This is a genomic window from Nocardioides sp. SR21, assembly GCF_022761125.1.
Classification (GTDB): domain Bacteria; phylum Actinomycetota; class Actinomycetes; order Propionibacteriales; family Nocardioidaceae; genus Nocardioides.
Genome location: NZ_JAKWJR010000004.1, coordinates 1 through 16256, shown reverse-complemented (window position 1 = coordinate 16256; position 16256 = coordinate 1). Strand labels below are relative to the sequence as shown.

The window sequence follows — 16256 nt, the reverse complement described above, 5'->3', positions numbered from 1 at the left end:
GAAGTTCGCCCTTTCGGGTTAGGCCAACGCCTTGCCGAGCGCCGTCCGGACGCTCGTGTACGCCGCCAGCTCGACCTCGACCGGGTCGACGACGAGCTCGTGCGAGACCTCGCGGACCGCTTCGCGCAGCCGCTGGTCGGCGTCCTCCGCGCGACGTCGGGCGACCCCGGCGACCGCGAGGCGGCACCCCAGCCCGATCACGATGCCGAGCACGAGACCGCCCACGAGCAGCACCAGCGCCAGCGCGACGCCGGCGACCTGGGGCGTGTCGGCGTCCTGGAGCTTGCCGGTGGCGGCCAGCACGCCCGTCCACACGAGACCACCGACAGCAGCGGCGAGGAGGAGCCACTGGAGGACGCGGACGAGGTGTGCCCACCAGGGCGTCCGGCCGGCCTTGACCTGCGCGGTCGCGAGCGCGGCGTCCAGGCGGTCGCCCAGCTCGCCGAGCCGCGCGGTCGACGCGCGGCGTACCGCCTCGACCCACGGCTGCGCCAGCCCGGCGGACACGTCGTCGGCGAGCGACCGGACCTCGCCGTCCACCCGGGCGCGCTGCACCTGGGTGGCCTGCGGCAGCGTCGTGCGACCGCGACCGGCGAACTCTCGGCTGTCGTCGCCGAGGTCGAGCTCCAGCGCCTTGACCGGGTCGGCCTTCAGGCCGGAGACCCAGCCGACGACCGGCCAGCCGGTGGCACGGCCCACGCGCATCCGGGTGGACCGCTCGACCGCGTCGACCACGACCGGGACGCCGGCCGCGTCGGCGAACGCGTCGTCGAGCGCGGCGACCCGCTCGGCCGGGAGCACCCGGGTGGGGGCGTCGCCGGTGGCGGACTCGAGGCGGGTCGCGATCGACCGGATGTCGGCGTCGAGGCGGAGCCGGGTGGACTGCTTCTCGGCGGCCCGGCGCGCGATCTCGGCGCGCAGCTCGGGGATGCCGATGCCCTCACGGGCGCTGATCGGGAGCACCGGGACCCGGTGGAGACCGTCGTCGTCGAGCAGCCGGCGTACGTCGTCGAGCATCGACTGGCGACGCTCTTCGGGCACGGTGTCGATGTGGTTCAGCGCGACGACGAGCACGTCCTGGTGATCGACGGACGGCGCGAGGTAGCGGTCGTGGATCGCGGCGTCGGCGTACTTCTGCGGGTCGAGGACCCACACCAGGACGTCGGCGAGGTCGACGAGCCGGTCCACCTCGAGGTGGTGGGAGACCTCGGTGGAGTCGTGGTCGGGCAGGTCGAGGAGCACGACGCCGTCGAGCTCGGACTGCTGGTCGCGGCGGCCGTTGTCGAGCATCGAGTCGCGGGTGGTCTGGTGGCGCGGCGGGATCCCGAGCCACTCGAGCAGCTCGTCGGCACCGTCCCTCCCCCACACGCACGCGGAGGCCCACGACGTGGTGGGCCGGCGGACGCCGACCGCGGAGAGCTCGAGGCCGGTCAGTGCGTTGAACGTCGAGGACTTGCCGGACCCGGTCGCGCCGGCGATCGCGACCACGGTGTGGGTCGCGGAGAGCCGGAGCCGGCCGGTGGCGCGGTCGACGACCGTGCTCGCCTCGTCGACGAGAGCGTCGTCCAGGCGACCGCGGGCAGCGTGCGCAGCGGCGTCGAGCCCCTCGATCCGGGCACCGATGTCGGTGCCACGGGTGACCAGCCTCTTGGCACCCTCGAGCAAGGACGTCATCTTCTCCCTCGACCCGCCCGCAGGAGGGCAGCGGTGAACAGTTCTGTTCTTACCCTAGGGGGTGCGGTGGTGATGGTCGTCATGGCGTGTCGTCGGCACGGCCCGTCGACTGCTCGAAGCGCCGGTCGTCGATGCGCCGGGAGGCGGCCCGGAGCTGCTCGGCAGCCTCCGCGGGCAGCTCCAGCCCGTCGATGATCTCCAGGCGACGGCCGCGCTCGCGCTCGATCAGCTCGCCCATCCGCCGCTCCAGCGAGGCACCGGCACGCTCGACCACCGTGGCCACCGCCTCCGGACCGAGGACCGCGTCGAGCAGGGTCCGGCCGAGCTCCGCGTCGTGCAGCTCGGGGACGCGGCGCGCGAACACCAGGACCGACAGCGCCACGCCGAGCGAGGGCACGCCGTGCGCGAGGTACTTGCCCGCCCGCTCGGCACCCTCGGCGCGGACCATCCCGTGCAGCTCCTCCTGCCAGGCGCGTACCTCGGCCTCGGCGCGGCGGCGCAGGTCCGGTCCGGCACGCCCGAACGACGGCTCACCCGCGACCAGCGCGCGGCCGGCGTCGCTCTCCTCCCACGCGGTGCGGGTCCGCGCGGCGGCCAGCTCGGCGTGGTCGAGGACGAGGTTCTCCAGCGCCGACTCGACCGCGAGCGTGACCCGGTCCGCCTGCTGGGGCGCGCCCTTGACCGCGCTCACGACGCGGCCTCGCAGCCGGCCGACCGGGCGGTCGAGCGAGCGCAGCAGGTCGCCGGTGCCGATCAGCTCCTGCCAGCGCGCCAGCAGCTCGCCGCGCAGCAGCGTGCCGTCACCGGTCTGGAGGGCGAGTGCGGCGGCGGCCTCGTCGTACGCCGCGGCGGCGGCGGCGCGCAGCTCCTCGGCCGCGGACACCTGCTCCTGGAACGCGTCCGCGAGCACGTGCGTACGCCGCGCGAGCGTGCGGATCGTCCCGTCGAGCGTCTGCCGGACCACCGCGCCCCGAGCCCCGGGGTCGGCCGCCAGCGAGACCAGCCAGCTGCGGATGTCGGCGACCTCGGTCGCGGGCAGCAGCCCCTCCTCGTCCACCGTCGCCTCGGCGACGGTGAAGAGCGGCGAGTCCTTGAGGCCGCGACTGGCGAGCATCCGGGCCAGGTGCGCGGCCACGGTCGGCACCGCGTCGGCGGCCGTGCGGTCGAGCACGACGGCGACCGCGGTCGACCGCTCAGCGGCGCGCTTGAGGTGGTCCCACGGGACCTGGTCGGAGTAGCGGGCCGCCGAGGTGACGAACAGCCACAGGTCGGCCGCGGCGAGCAGCTGCCCGGCGAGCGTCCGGTTGTGCTCCTCGACGGAGTCGATGTCCGGCGCGTCCAGGATCGCGAGGCCCGCGGGGACGGTGTCGGAGGCGACCAGCTGCAGCGAGCTCTGGTCGTTGGTGACGTGATCGACCCGGGCGAGGTCCGGCAGCAGCCGGTCCTGGCCGAACCAGTGGCCGTCGTCGGGGTGGTGCACCAGGACCGGGGATCGCGTCGTGGGCCGGAGCACGCCGGACGTGGTGACGCGGCGCCCCACGAGGGAGTTCACCAGCGTGGACTTGCCGGCGCCGGTCGAGCCGCCGACGACGACCAGCAGCGGCGCCTCGACGCTCATCTGGCGCGGGATGACGTAGTCCTCGAGCTGGTCGATCATCTGCTCGAGCTCGATGCGGTGCTGCGCGACCCCGGCGACCTCGAGCGGCAGCCGGGCCTCCTGCAGCGCACCGCGGAGCCGCACCAGCGCGGTCAGCATCCGCGTGTTCTGGTCGCTGGAGACGGTCATCGCGTGGGTACCACCTGTCCGGGGAAAGCGATCGACGGGCGTAGGTCGTCGATCCTCTGGAGGAACTGTTGTCCGCGCGCGGCGTAGTCGGGCGGCGGGGTGCCGCGCAGGAAACGGTAGTGGAGGAACCCGAGCTCCACCGCCGCCTGCTGATAGTCCCGCATCGCCTGCTCGGCCTCGCGACCGCCCCGGGCCCGTGCGTAGGCACGGCTCTGCCGCCGTCCGCCCAGGTCCACGACCCAGCCGATGTCGGTCGCGGGCATCAGGCCGCGCCCGGCGGCGTCGGTGAGCGCGGACGTCAGCATCCGGCGCTCGGAGCTGCGCGCCCAGACCGCGAGGCCGACGAGCCCGACGAACGCCGGAGCCATCAGCACGAAGTAGGTCAGCAGGAAGCTGTCGAAGCCGTAGGCGGTCGACGAGTTCCAGATCGCGTGGGCGGTCACAGCCACGACGTACCCACCGATCGGCCAGAGCCACCTCGCGGTGCTGCTGCGCGCGTTCACCGCGAGCCCGACCCCGATGCCGATGAACGTCGTGAACAGCGGGTGGGCGAACGGGCTGAACAGGCAGCGGATCACGAAGGTCGCGGTCAGCGCCTCGGTGCCTCCCGGGCCGGTGCCGTCCGTGCCGTTGTACGCCGCGAGCAGGTAGAGGATGTTCTCGGTGAAGGCGAACCCGATCCCCACCATGCCGGCGTACACGATCCCGTCGAGCACGCCGTCGAGCTCGGCGCGCCGCCACCAGAGGAGCAGCACGAGGAACATGCCCTTGCAGGCCTCCTCGACGACCGGCGCCTCGAGGACCAGGCTCGCGTCGTCGCCGAGGCCGAGCACCAGGCCGCCGACGCCGGCGAGGACCAGCGCCGCCGCGGTCGCGACGAAGCTCCCCCACAACAGCCCGGCGGCGAGCAGGGAGCGTGGCTCGGGCTCGTAGCGGTCCAGCCACAGGTAGCACGCGACGAGCGGGCCGACCGGGAGCACCGCGAGGACGGTCGCCAGCGCGAGCGTGCCGGGCGCTCCGGAGAAGGCGAGCAGCGCGAGGATCGCGAGCGCTCCGAGACACGTCAGGACCGTCACGACGACCGTGAACGCACGACCGGTCCTGGGCATGGGGGGAAGCCTATCCGGGCATTCCGGTGGAGCCGCGCCAGCGGCGTACAGTGGCGGCGTGAGCGAGCAGAACGAGAGCCAGTCGGCGGAGCCCAAGACCGAGTCGCACGACCCCGCCGTCCCGGCGGCGTACGCCGCGTTCATGCGTGAGGGTTGGGGCGACCGCGAGCTCGACCTCCCCGTCGAGGCCGTCGCCGGCCCGGCCGCCGCTCGCCGCGCCAAGCTGGCCGAGGCGTTCCCGGGCGAGCGCCTGGTGCTGCCCGCCGGCACGTTCAAGGTCCGGGCCAACGACACCGACTACCGGTTCCGCCCCGACACCGCGCACACCTACTTCTCCGGCAACCAGACCAGCGACGCCGTCCTGGTGGTCGACGACGGCGAGTCGGTGCTCTACGCCCGGCCGCGCTCCTCGCGTGACACCGACGAGTTCTTCCGCGACCGGCAGTACGGCGAGCTGTGGGTCGGCCGCCGGCCGTCGCTCAAGGAGATCTCGGACTCCCTCGGCATCGAGGTGCGCCACATCGAGGACCTGCCGTCGTTCGACGACGACCGCAAGACCCGCGACGTCACCACCGACGACGACCTCGCCCGGGTCGCCGACGAGCTGCGCCTGATCAAGGACGACTGGGAGGTCGAGCAGCTGCAGGAGGCGTGCGACATCACGACGCTCGGCTTCGAGGACTCCGTCCGCGAGTGGGACCAGGCGCTGACGTACGGCGAGCGCTGGATCGAGGGCACGTTCTTCCGCCGCGCTCGCGCGATGGGCAACGACATCGGCTACGACTCGATCGTCGGCGGCGGCTCGCACGCCACCACGCTGCACTGGATCGAGAACACCGGCGCGATCACGCCCGGCTCGCTGGTGCTGCTCGACATGGGGGTCGAGAACCGCTCGCTCTACACCGCCGACGTCACCCGCACGCTGCCGGTCGACGGCACCTTCACCGCGCTCCAGCGCGAGCTGTACGACCTCGTGTACGCCGCCCAGCAGGCCGGCATCGAGGCGATCCGCCCCGGTGAGCCGTTCAAGGTCGCGCACAACGCCGCGATGCACGTGATCGCGCACGGCCTCGAGGACCTGAAGCTGCTTCCGGTCTCGGCTGCGGAGGCGCTCGACCCCGAGAGCCGCGTCTACGCGCGGTGGACGCTGCACGGCACCAGCCACATGCTCGGCATGGACGTCCACGACTGCGGCCGCGCCGCGCCGGACACCTACGCCGAGGGCACCCTCGCCGAGGGCATGGTGCTGACCGTCGAGCCCGGCCTGTACTTCCAGGAGGACGACCTGCTCGTCCCCGAGGAGCTGCGCGGCATCGGCATCCGGATCGAGGACGACATCCTGGTCACCGCCGACGGCTACCGGAACCTCTCCGCGGCGCTCCCCCGCACCTCGACCGAGGTCGAGGCGTGGATGGCCGAGCACCGGCGCTAGGTTCCCCGACCGCCGTCCGGGGTACGTCTCCCCTGTGGGAGACGATCGCGACGAGTCCGACGAAGAGCGCCTGGACCGCAAGTTCCAGGACATGCTCCAGGAGCTCCGGGTCATGCAGACCGGGGCACAGCTGACCGCGGGCTTCCTGCTGACCCTGCCGTTCCAGGAGCCGTTCGAGGACCTCGACCAGTTCCAGCGCGGCGTCTACCTGGCGCTCGTCCTCGGCGCCGGCCTGACGACCGCGCTGCTGCTGACCCCAGTGGCGATCCACCGCAAGCTCACCGGCACCCACGTGAAGGAGCGCGTCGTGCGGTCGACGCACCGCCTGATGGCCGCGGCGCTCACGACGCTGGCGACCATCATCGTCGGCATCATCTTCTTCACGTTCGACGTCGTCATCGACCGTACGGCGGCATTCGTGGTCGCCGGGGCGATGGGTCTCGTCGTGGCGAGCCTGATGCTCGCCCTGCCGTACAGCCTCGCCGGCGGGGAGTCCTCCGACCCGGACTAGCGGGACCGCTGCCCCCAGACCGTGCTGAGCGACCAGATCACGAACAGGTCGAACGCGATCACGACCAGCGCCCAGAGCGGGTAGTACGGGATGAACATGAAGTTCGCGAGCGCCGAGAAGATCGCGACCACGATGCCCGCGATCATCGCCCAGCCCTGGCCGTAGAGGATGCTGAGGCCCACCAGGACGGCGGCCGCCCCGACGAGCAGGTGCACCCAGCCCCACGCGGTCAGGTCGATGTTGAAGACGTAGTTCGTCGCGCTCACGAAGACGTCGTCCTCGGCGATGGCCGAGATGCCCTCGAGCACCTGGAAGACGCCCACGGTCGTCAGCATCACGGCGGCGAAGATCGTCCCGCCGTCCGCCCACATCATCTGGCGCGGGCTCGCGTTGCGTTGGCTCATGCGCCGAGGCTAGGGACGGGAACCGTCCGTCGAGATCACCCGGATCGGACGACCTTCACCTGCCGTCCGCTCGACGCAAGCGCCGGATCCGCAGCGGCCCGCGCCGCAGGCCCTCCGGTCACGCGGCGTGGTGGCACCGCACGGTCACGCCGTCGAGCTCTCGGGGCGGCGGGGCCTGCGTCAGGCACACCGCCGTGGCGGCGGGACACCGCGACGCGAACGCGCAGCCCGGCGGCAGGTCGAGGGGGCTCGGCGGGTCGCCGGACACCACGATCCGCTCGACCCGCTCCCCCGGGTCGCGCCGCGGCGCCGAGGCGATCAGCAGCTGCGTGTACGGGTGGCGCGGCCGGGCGACGACCTCGGTGGCCGGCCCCTCCTCGACCACGCGGCCGAGGTACATCACGCCGATCCGGTCGGCGACGCTGCTCACGACCGCGAGGTCGTGGGCGATGAGGAGGTACGAGATCGCCCGCTCCTCCTGCAGGTCCGCGAGCAGGTTGAGCACCTGCGCCTGCACCGACACGTCGAGCGAGGCGACCGGCTCGTCGAGCACCAGCAGCCGCGGCTCCAGCGCGAGCGCCCGCGCGATCACGACCCGCTGCCGCTGGCCGCCGCTGAGCTGGGCGGGATAGCGCGCGGCCAGCGCCTCGTCCAGGCCGACCGCGTGCAGCAGGGCCGGTACGTCGCCGCTGCGCCCGGTGATCGTGAAGGGCTCGGCCACGGCCTCACCGACGGTCATCCGCGGCGACAGCGCCGCCGACGGGTCCTGGAACACGAACTGCGTGTGGGACCGCTCGGCGCGGATCCGGCGGCGGCCGAGGTGGGAGACCTCCTTGCCCGACCAGCGCACCCGGCCCTCATCGGTGCCGCCGAGCATCGCCGCGATGCGGGCCAGCGTCGACTTCCCGCAGCCGCTCTCGCCGACCAGCGCGTAGGTCTCCCCCGCCTCGATCCGCAGGCTGACGCCGTCGACCGCGGTCAGGGTCCGGCCGCCGACGGCGTACCGCTTCGCGACGGCGTCCAGCTCCAGTACCGGGCTCATGACACTCCCTCCATGGACTCGACCTGCGGGTGCCAGCAGCGCGACCACCGGCCGTCGGACTGGTCGACCGGCGGCGGCGTCGTACAGGCCTCGACGGCGACCGGGCACCGCGGGGCGAACGCGCAGCCGACGGGCCAGCTGCCGGGCAGCGGCGGGCGCCCGCCCATCGCGCTGAGCCGGCGGCGTCCCGGCTCGAGCGCCGGCCGGCTCGCGAGCAGCCCCTGCGTGTACGGGTGCCGTGGCGCCGCGAACACCTCGGCGACGCTGCCCTTCTCGACGATCTGGCCGGCGTACATCACCGCGACCCGGTCGGCGACCTCGGCCACCAGCCCGAGGTCGTGGGTGATGATCAGCGCGGCGCGCCCGTCGTCCTTGGTGGCCCGGCGGATCACGTCGAGCACCTGCGCCTGCACGGTGACGTCGAGCGCGGTGGTCGGCTCGTCGGCGACCACCAACGAGGGGTCGTTGGCCAGCGCCATCGCGATCGCGACGCGTTGGCGCATGCCGCCGGACAGCTCGTGCGGGTACGCCCGCGCCCGTCGCGCCGGGTCCGGTACCCCGACCTGGGTGAGCAGGTGCACGACGCGGTCACGGTGCGCACGACGCCGTCCGCCGCGGTGGAGCTGGACCGCTTCGGCGATCTGGTCGCCGACGCGCTGGAGTGGGTTGAGCGCGCCGAGCGGGTCCTGGAACACGGTCCCGACGACGCCGCCACGGACGCGGCGCATCGTGGGCTCGTCGGCGCCGACCAGCTCGGTGCCGCCGAGTCGCACGGAGCCGCGGGTGATCCGGACGCCGCGACCGGCCAGGCCGAGCGACGCCATGCAGGTGACGGTCTTGCCGGAGCCGGACTCGCCGACCAGCCCGACGACCGACCCGGCCTCGACGCTGAGGCTGACGCCACGCACCAGCGTGACCGGGTCGCGCGGGTCCCCGGCCTCGACCCAGAGGTCCTCGATGGAGAGCACGTCGGTCATCGCGCCGCCGCCTTCTCACCGACGCGGCTGGTGTCCGGCGTGGCCCACCGGCGCCGCAGCCCGTTGCCCAGGCCGTTGGCGCAGATGACCGTCAGCACGATCATCGTGGCGGGCCAGGCGGCGATCCACCACGCCGTGTCGAGGTAGACCGTGCCGTCGCTCATGATGTTTCCCCACGACGGCGTCGGCGGCTTCACGCCGAGACCGAGGAACGACAGCGCGCCCTCGATCACGACCAGCGCGCCGACGGTGAACGACCAGACGACGAGCACGACCGGCAGCGCCTGCGGCAGCACGTGCCGGCGCATCAGGTAGGCGTCGCTCGCGCCCGCGCCGGCCGCGGCGACGACGTAGTCCTCGCTGCGCACCCGTTGCGCGATGGTGCGGGTGACGCGGGTCGGCAGCACCCAGCCGCCGAGGGTGAGGAGCGCGATCAGCACCGGCAGGTCGGAGCCGACGACGGCGACGGTCGCGAGCGCGATCACCAGGAACGGGAACGCCAGCCACACGTCGGCCAGCGCCATCACGATACGGTCGAGCCAGCCGCCCCAGAAGCCGGCGACCACCCCGAGCAGCGTCCCGATGAGCACCGCGCCGGTGGCGGCGCCGAACCCGACCTCGAGCGACACGCGGCCGCCCTCGAGCGTGCGGGCGAGCATGTCGCGGCCGAACGCGTCGGTGCCGAGCGGGCTGCCTGCCAGCGCGTCCGGCGACCAGAACGGCGGCCGGAGCCGCTCGGACAGCGCCTGTTCGCCGGCGTCGTCCGGCAGCAGCGCCGAGCCGAGGAAGCAGGCCAGCGTGATCGCCAGCAGCGTGCCCAGCGACAGCCAGAGCGAGAGGTTCGCGGACCGGCGGCTCATGCCGATCCCCGGGTCGTCCGCGGGTCGATGACGCGGACCAGCGCGTCGCCGATCAGGTTGACCACGATCACGAAGACTCCGATCACGAAGACGGCGGCCTGCACCACGGGGTAGTCGCGCGCGAAGATCGCGTCGACGAGCCGCTTGCCGATGCCGTTGTAGGCGAACAGCACCTCGACGACGACCGCACCGGAGAGCAGGTACGACACCTCGACGACGATCGCCGACGCGACGGCCGGCAGCGCGTTGGGCAGCGCGTGGCGCCACAGGACCCGGCGCGACGAGGCGCCCTTGGCGTACGCCGTCCGCAGGTAGTCGTGGTCCTCGCCCTGCTCGAGCTCGGCCGCGACCATGCGCGCCGTACGCGCCACCGCGAAGGCGGCCAGGGCGATGGTCGGCATCACCAGCGTGGCCGGCGTGCCGCTGCCGAACGCGGGCAGCCAGCCGAGGTTCACCGCGAAGACGAAGATGAGCCCGACGCCGAGCACGAACGACGGCACGGCCTGCGCCAGCGTCATCGCGAAGCTCACGCCGCGGCGGGCCACCCGGCCGGCGCGGGCGAGCAGCACGCCGCACGGGATGCCGACGACGACCGAGGTCACGACCGTGGTCACGACGAGGATCAGGGTCGCGGGGAGCACCGCGAGCACGGAGTCCAGCGCAGGCTCACCGGTGAAGACCGACTCGCCGAAGTCGAGGCGCAGCATGTCGCCGAGGAACGCGACGTACTGCGAGAGCAGGGGCTCGTCGAGGCCCAGGCCGGTGCGGATCTCCTCCAGCTGCTCGGAGGTGGCCGACGGCCCGGCGAGCACCGCGGCGGGGTCACCGCTGAGCCGGACGAGGAAGAACAGCAGGGTGAGCAGGCCCAGCAGCGTGAGGACCAGGCGGAGTGCGGTCGTCGCCACCGGGCCGAGCCTCGGGCGGCGACGCGCGGGGGCGCCGCCGGCCGCAGCAGCGGTCGGCGACACCCCCGTCACGTCAGTGCTCATCCGGCGATCACTCGGTGACGACGATGGCCTCGGCGCGGATCAGGCTGTCGCCGCCCAGGGGCAGCTCCCCGACCCGGGGCGCCGACGAGTACACCGTGTCCGGCCAGGCCAGGAACAGCACGCCGGCCTCCTCGTTGAGGATGCTCGCCATCGACTGGATGTCGGCCTCGCGGGCGTCCTCGTCCAGCTCGGTGGTCTGCTTGACGTACAGGTCCTGGTAGTCGTTGACCGGGATGTGCGCCTGCTGGCCGGGCGCCGTCGGGCCGAAGCGCGCGACCGAGGTGATGTCGCGCAGGTCGTAGTAGTCGGTCTGCCAGTACAGCAGCGGGTACTCGCTCTGCTGGAGCAGCGTCGGGATGAACGCCGACAGGTCCTGGATCACGACCTCGCTCTTGAAGCCGACCGCGTTGAGGTAGCCGGCCACGGCCTCGGCCGGGGCCTTGAACAGTGCGGTGGTCGCGATCGGGAGCTCGAGGCCCTCGGCGCCGGCCTCGGCGATGAGCTCCTCGGCGCGGTCGAGGTCGTACTCGTACGACGGCAGCGAGTCGTCGTACCCGAAGTAGCCCTCCTGCAGGAGCTGGCTGCCGTTCGGCGTGCCGAAGCCGCCGAGCGCGGCGTCCACGAACTCCTCGCGGTTGACCGCCAGGTTGATCGCCTCACGGACACGGGGGTCCTCGAGCTTCGGCTCGACGTCGGCGATCAGGCTGGTGATGGCCGACGAGCCGGCCGGCATCGAGGTGGTCTCGAAGCCGTTGCCCTCGAGCTGGGTGACGACGTCGGCCGGCAGGCCGAAGACCGCGTCGACGGCGCCGGTGCGCAGCGCGCTGGCGAGCGTGGTCGGGTTCGGGATCGCCTGGATGGTCAGGTCCTTGACCGACTCGCTCGGCCGCCACGAGTCCTCGTTGCGGGTGAGCTCGACCTTGACGCCCTCCTCGTACTCGGTGACCTCGAACGGGCCGGAGCCGGCCGGACGGTCGTCGCCGAACGTGGCCGGGTCGACGATGTCGAAGAGCGACATGCGGTTCAGCAGGATCGGGTCGGGGGCGTTGGTGACCACGCGGACGACGTCCTCGCCGACCGCCTCGGCGCTGGCGACGGTCGCGAGACGACCGGCGACGGTGGCGTACGCCGGGTCCCCGGACAGGACCCGGGTGACGTTGGCCGCCACGGCCTCGGCGTCGAGGGCGGCGCCGCTGCTGAACGTGACGTCGTCACGCAGCGTGAACTCCATCGTGGTGTCGTCGACGCGCTCCCACTCCGTGGCGAGGCTGGGCTGGATCTCGCCCGCCTCGTTGAAGACCACGAGCTGGTCGAAGACCTGCTTGGTGTAGGTGCGGCCGACCGACGACAGCGCGGCGGCCGGGTCGAGGCTGTTGGTGATCGCCGTGCTCGCCAGCGTGACGTGCGCGTCGGTCACCTCCTCGCCGCCGCCGGAGGCCGTGTCGTCGGAGCCGCCGCAGCCACTCAGCACGACGGTGAGAGCGAGCGAGGCGACACCGAGAACGGTGGCTTTCGCCCGGCGGGAGGAGGGGGAACTGACCACGCGCATACGAACACCCATCAGTCAGGGCCGAATCGTAGATCGGCTAGTTTATACGATATAGCCGGAGAGAGAACCACGACCTCGTTGCCGACGACAAGGGGTTAGTGGGGGTTACTTGTCCGTAACACCGGGCCGAGCGCAAAACCGCCCGGCACCGTCTCGTTACGTGGACGAATGCCGGGCGGTCGCAGGTCAGAACCTGTCGGCCCCGTGCCGATCAGCGGCCCCGATGACGGCTTCCGTCAGGGGATCACGATGTTGAACGCCGGGTCCGGGTCGTCCAGCACCGACAGGATCGTGCCCAGGGTCGCCGGGTCGCCCTCGAACCCGACGCCGTCGTTGCCCGCTCCACCCAGCAGCGCGAGCAGCTGCGGCTTGGTGAGCGTGACGACGAGGTCGGCCGCGTGGTCCTTCTGGGTCGGGAAGTGCACGAGCACGCCGTTCGAGAGCTCCATCCGGTAGGTCTCGTCGCGGTCGGTGAAGTGCCACCGCACCGAGACGGACGTGCTCCCCGCCTTCTGCGCGTCGATGCGGATCGCGACGCTGTCGAAGAGCTGGGTGATCGTGAGCGCGGCCATCATCCCGCTGGCGTCGGTCTTCATCGCGATCGGCCCCTCGCTGAGCTCCGCCGCCGCGGTGAGGAAGTTGTTGCGCCAGGTCCCGCACTCCGAGCCGTACCCCAGCTTCGTGAACAGCTCGGTCTGGAGGTCCAGCGCACCCTGGTGCCGCGGGTCGGCGAACAGCGCGTGGTTCGCGAGCTCGGTGGCGAAGCGCAGGTCCCCGGAGTCGGCGTACTCCCGCGCCTTGGCGACGGTCGCGTCGACGCCGCCGATGACGTCGACGTAGCGCGCCGCCAGCGCCTCGGGCGGGTGCTGCCACAGGTGCGCCGGGTTGCCGTCGTACCAGCCGAGATAGCGCTGGTAGACCGCCTTCACGTTGTGGCTGATCGAGCCGTAGTAGCCGCGGCCGTGCCAGGCGGAGTCGAGGCCCGGCGACAGCTCGAACATCTCGGCGATCTCGGCGCCGACGTAGCCCTTGTTGAGCAGCCGGAGCGTCTGGTCGTGCAGGTAGGCGTAGAGGTCGCGCTGCTCGGTGAGGAACCGGACGATGTTCTCGCGGTCCCAGGTCGGCCAGTGGTGGGAGGCGAAGGCGACGTCGGTGTCGTCGGCGAAGAGCTCGATCGCCTCGGCGATGTAGCGCGACCAGCCGCGTGCGTCGCGCACCTCGGCGCCGCGCAGGGTGAGGATGTTGTGCAGCGTGTGGGTGGCGTTCTCGGCCAGGCAGAGCGCACGCCGGTCCGGGAAGTGGAAGTTCATCTCGGACGGCGCCTCGGTGCCGGGCGTCATCTGGAACACGATCCGGACCCCGTCGAGCACCTCCTCCTGGCCGGTGTGCGTGATGTCCAGGGTCGGGGCGAGCAGGCTGGTGGTCCCGGTCGAGCTGCCGGACCCGAGGCCCACACCGAGCGTGCCCTCCGCGCTGACCGGCAGGCCCATGCCGGTGTGGTAGATCCCGCGGCGCAGCATCGCGGTGCCGGCGTACACGTTCTCAGACACGGCGTGGTCGAGGAAGCCGGCCGGCGCCACGATCGGGACGTCGGTGTCGGCGTCGACGACACCGAGCACGCCACCGAAGTGGTCGATGTGCGAGTGCGTGTATATCACCGCCGTGACCTCACGCTCGCCCCGGTGCCGGCGGTAGAGCGCGAGCCCGGCCGCCGCGACCTCGGCGGAGATCAGCGGGTCGATCACGATGATGCCGGCGTCGCCCTCGACGATCGTCATGTTCGAGAGGTCGATGCCGCGCAGCTGGTAGATGCCGTCGGTGACCTCGAAGAGTCCCTGGATCGCGGTGAGCTGGCTCTGCCGCCAGAAGCTCGGGTTCACGGTGTCCGGGCAGTCGCCCGCGGTCACCCGCGCGTAGACGTCGGCGTCGTACACGGGGCTGCCGTCGGCCTTGGCGACCTGCGCCGGCTCGAGGCGGGCGACGAGTCCCCGCGTCGCGTTGTCGAAGTCAGTCCGGTCCGAGTAGTCGAGTGCCATGGCCTCGACGCTAGGGAGGGCGTATGGCGCTCGCGTCACCCGAACTGGGTGACGTGAAGTGTTCATCCGGCCGAGAGGGTGGGCGGGTGCGCCGACCGAAGCTGGGGCTGGGACGCCCGACGCCGAAGGACGCCGTCGCGGGGTTCGTGACCGGGCTGTTCAGCATCCCCGAGGGCATGGCCTACGCGAGCATCGGCGGTTTCAACCCCGCGCTCGGCCTGTACTCGGGGATGGTGCCGACGACGGTCGGCTCGCTGTTCTCGCGCACCGTGCTGATGACCACCACGCTGACCTCCGCGATCGCGCTGACGTCGCAGAGCGTGCTCTCCAGCGCGGGCCTCGACCCGAACGACATCGACAACGTCGCGACCCTGACGGTGCTGGTCGGCGCGATCATGGTGATCTTCGGCCTGCTGCGGCTGGGGTCGGTGATGAGCTTCGTGTCGAACGCGGTGATGACCGGCTTCACCACCGGCATCGCGTTGCAGATCGTCGCCGGCGTGATCGACGACGCGACCGGCTACAGACCCGACGCCCACAACACGATCCTGAAGATCGTCGACGCGGTCGCGCACGTCGCCGACTGGGAGCTGACCACCCTGGCGGTCACGCTGGCGACGGTCGCGGTCTGGTTCGTCGTGCGGATCGTCCCCAGGCTCGAGCCGTTCGCGATCCTGGCCGCGCTCGTCGTGGTCACCGCGGTGGCCGTCGTGTTCTCCATCGACGTCGAGACCGTCGGGGACATCGGAACGATCCCGAGCGGGCTTCCGCTCCCGGTCCTCCCGGACCCGGACGTGGCGCCGGACCTGCTCGCCGGCGCGGTCGCGGTGGCGTTGGTCGCGCTCGCCCAGGCGGCCGGCATCGGCGCCGCCGTACCGAACCCGGACGGCAGCCGTACCAACGTCTCCGGTGACTTCACCGCCCAGGGCGTGGCGAACCTCGCGGGCGGCTTCTTCCGTGCACTTCCGACCGGCGGCTCGCTCTCCCGCACCGGTGTCGCGACCAGTGCCGGCGCGCAGACGCGGTGGGCCGGCATCTTCGCGGGCATCTTCCTGACGCTGGTGGTGCTGCTCGCCGGGGGCGCCGCCGAGGTGATCCCGATGCCGGTGATCGGCGGGCTGGTGATCGTGATCGGTGCGGAGCTCGTGGTCGGGCGGCTGCCGGACATCCGGCTGGTCCTCCGCACCGGCTGGCTCCCGGCCGCCGGGATGGTCGCCACGTTCCTCGCCACCACGCAGCTCCCGCTGCAGCAGGCGATCCTCCTCGGCGCCGGGCTCTCGCTGTTGCTCTACTGCGTGAGGGCCGAGCGCAGCGGGCGCTTCACCGCCCTCGTCCGCGAGCCCGACGGCCGCTGGCGCGCCACCGACGTACCGGACGACCTGCCGAGCGACGCCGTCACCGTGCTCCACTACGAGGGCGCCGGGCTGTTCGCCGAGGTCGCCCGCCTCGAGGAGGAATGGCCGCGCAGCACGGACGCGCACAACGCGGTCGTGATCCTGCACGCCCGCTCGATGCCGGACATCCCCTCCTCGACGATCCTCAAGGCGCTGCGCAAGCGCGCGGATGCCCTCGACGCCCAGGGGTGCCGGCTGATGGTCGCCGGCCTGGACGTTGCTCAGGCCGACCTGTTCGCGCGCACGGGCCTCACCGAGATGCTCGGCGAGGAGGACGTCGTCCTGCGCACACCGGTGTTCTTCGCGGCTCTCGACGCGGCGTTCGACGACGCGGTCGCCTGGGTGGCGCGGAACCGCTGAGCCGATCAGTCATACTTGCCGCGGGCTTTGCGCCCTCGGCCTCCGTAGCTCAGCTGGATAGAGCATCGGCCTTCTAATCCGACGGTCGCAGGTTCGAATCCTGCCGGGGGCGCCCATGGAATCTGGCCTCGCG

At 72.3% G+C, this 16256-nt stretch carries 13 protein-coding genes and 1 tRNA gene; 4 read left to right on the top strand and 10 right to left on the bottom strand.

Translation table 11 applies throughout. The features are described 5' to 3' along the window. Positions 1 to 18 precede the first annotated feature (18 nt). From MJ604_RS08420 to MJ604_RS08410, 3 genes are all read right to left on the bottom strand, one after another. Positions 19 to 1674: a GTPase gene (locus tag MJ604_RS08420; RefSeq protein ID WP_243057886.1), complete on the bottom strand. Its 1656-nt coding sequence runs from the start codon at positions 1672 to 1674 to the stop codon at positions 19 to 21. Positions 1675 to 1753: 79 nt separating this feature from the next. Continuing rightward, positions 1754 to 3460 carry a dynamin family protein gene (locus tag MJ604_RS08415; protein ID WP_243057885.1) on the bottom strand — a complete coding sequence of 569 codons (1707 nt, stop codon included), beginning with the start codon at positions 3458 to 3460 and terminating at the stop codon, positions 1754 to 1756. Then, positions 3457 to 4569, bottom strand: a complete 1113-nt coding sequence (locus MJ604_RS08410) for a PrsW family intramembrane metalloprotease (RefSeq protein ID WP_243057884.1) — start codon at positions 4567 to 4569, stop codon at positions 3457 to 3459. The genes MJ604_RS08415 and MJ604_RS08410 overlap by 4 nt, the downstream gene beginning before the upstream one ends. A 58-nt stretch (positions 4570 to 4627) precedes the next feature. Here MJ604_RS08410 and MJ604_RS08405 point away from each other — a divergent pair, with 58 nt between their 5' ends. Together MJ604_RS08405 and MJ604_RS08400 are read left to right on the top strand one after the other, a co-directional pair. Further along, on the top strand, positions 4628 to 6001 hold the full coding sequence (locus MJ604_RS08405; RefSeq protein ID WP_243057883.1) for an aminopeptidase P family protein: 1374 nt from the start codon (positions 4628 to 4630) through the stop codon (positions 5999 to 6001). 34 nt (positions 6002 to 6035) lie between these two features. Continuing rightward, positions 6036 to 6512, top strand: a complete 477-nt coding sequence (locus MJ604_RS08400) for a DUF6328 family protein (RefSeq protein ID WP_243057882.1) — start codon at positions 6036 to 6038, stop codon at positions 6510 to 6512. Here MJ604_RS08400 and MJ604_RS08395 read toward each other — a convergent pair. The 7 genes from MJ604_RS08395 to MJ604_RS08365 all read right to left on the bottom strand — a co-directional run bounded on the left by MJ604_RS08395 (position 6509) and on the right by MJ604_RS08365 (position 14369). Next, positions 6509 to 6916 (bottom strand): hypothetical protein, encoded by a 408-nt coding sequence (locus MJ604_RS08395; RefSeq protein ID WP_243057881.1) that lies wholly within the window; start codon positions 6914 to 6916, stop codon positions 6509 to 6511. The two genes, MJ604_RS08400 and MJ604_RS08395, sit on opposite strands and share 4 nt — an antisense overlap. A gap of 118 nt (positions 6917 to 7034) precedes the next feature. Beyond that, positions 7035 to 7958, bottom strand: a complete 924-nt coding sequence (locus tag MJ604_RS08390) for an oligopeptide/dipeptide ABC transporter ATP-binding protein (RefSeq protein ID WP_243057880.1) — start codon at positions 7956 to 7958, stop codon at positions 7035 to 7037. Further along, positions 7955 to 8935 (bottom strand): ABC transporter ATP-binding protein, encoded by a 981-nt coding sequence (locus MJ604_RS08385; RefSeq protein WP_243057879.1) that lies wholly within the window; start codon positions 8933 to 8935, stop codon positions 7955 to 7957. The genes MJ604_RS08390 and MJ604_RS08385 overlap by 4 nt, the downstream gene beginning before the upstream one ends. Next, complete coding sequence (locus MJ604_RS08380) at positions 8932 to 9795, bottom strand: ABC transporter permease (RefSeq protein ID WP_243057878.1); 864 nt, start codon at positions 9793 to 9795, stop codon at positions 8932 to 8934. The genes MJ604_RS08385 and MJ604_RS08380 overlap by 4 nt, the downstream gene beginning before the upstream one ends. Beyond that, complete coding sequence (locus MJ604_RS08375; protein WP_243057877.1) at positions 9792 to 10784, bottom strand: ABC transporter permease; 993 nt, start codon at positions 10782 to 10784, stop codon at positions 9792 to 9794. Before MJ604_RS08375 ends, MJ604_RS08380 begins: the two co-directional genes overlap by 4 nt. A 7-nt stretch (positions 10785 to 10791) precedes the next feature. Further along, entirely contained in the window at positions 10792 to 12327 is a 1536-nt protein-coding gene (locus MJ604_RS08370) for an ABC transporter substrate-binding protein (RefSeq protein WP_243057876.1), read from the bottom strand. Positions 12328 to 12569: 242 nt separating this feature from the next. Continuing rightward, positions 12570 to 14369, bottom strand: coding sequence for an alkyl/aryl-sulfatase (locus MJ604_RS08365; protein ID WP_243057875.1), 1800 nt, complete (start codon positions 14367 to 14369; stop codon positions 12570 to 12572). 86 nt (positions 14370 to 14455) lie between these two features. Between MJ604_RS08365 and MJ604_RS08360 the strand changes: the two genes are divergently transcribed. Beyond that, positions 14456 to 16123, top strand: a complete 1668-nt coding sequence (locus tag MJ604_RS08360; RefSeq protein ID WP_243057874.1) for a SulP family inorganic anion transporter — start codon at positions 14456 to 14458, stop codon at positions 16121 to 16123. Between the two features lie 38 nt (positions 16124 to 16161). Further along, positions 16162 to 16235: transfer RNA gene (locus MJ604_RS08355), tRNA-Arg, on the top strand. Positions 16236 to 16256 lie beyond the last annotated feature (21 nt).

Bases quoted from the DNA above. Each gene is read 5' to 3' on its own strand.
- MJ604_RS08420 (WP_243057886.1), bottom strand. From the start codon at position 1,674: ATGACGTCCTTGCTCGAGGGTGCCAAGAGGCTGGTCACCCGTGGCACC.
- MJ604_RS08415 (WP_243057885.1), bottom strand. From the start codon at position 3,460: ATGACCGTCTCCAGCGACCAGAACACGCGGATGCTGACCGCGCTGGTG.
- MJ604_RS08410 (WP_243057884.1), bottom strand. From the start codon at position 4,569: ATGCCCAGGACCGGTCGTGCGTTCACGGTCGTCGTGACGGTCCTGACG.
- MJ604_RS08395 (WP_243057881.1), bottom strand. From the start codon at position 6,916: ATGAGCCAACGCAACGCGAGCCCGCGCCAGATGATGTGGGCGGACGGC.
- MJ604_RS08390 (WP_243057880.1), bottom strand. From the start codon at position 7,958: ATGAGCCCGGTACTGGAGCTGGACGCCGTCGCGAAGCGGTACGCCGTC.
- MJ604_RS08385 (WP_243057879.1), bottom strand. From the start codon at position 8,935: ATGACCGACGTGCTCTCCATCGAGGACCTCTGGGTCGAGGCCGGGGAC.
- MJ604_RS08380 (WP_243057878.1), bottom strand. From the start codon at position 9,795: ATGAGCCGCCGGTCCGCGAACCTCTCGCTCTGGCTGTCGCTGGGCACG.
- MJ604_RS08375 (WP_243057877.1), bottom strand. From the start codon at position 10,784: ATGAGCACTGACGTGACGGGGGTGTCGCCGACCGCTGCTGCGGCCGGC.
- MJ604_RS08365 (WP_243057875.1), bottom strand. From the start codon at position 14,369: ATGGCACTCGACTACTCGGACCGGACTGACTTCGACAACGCGACGCGG.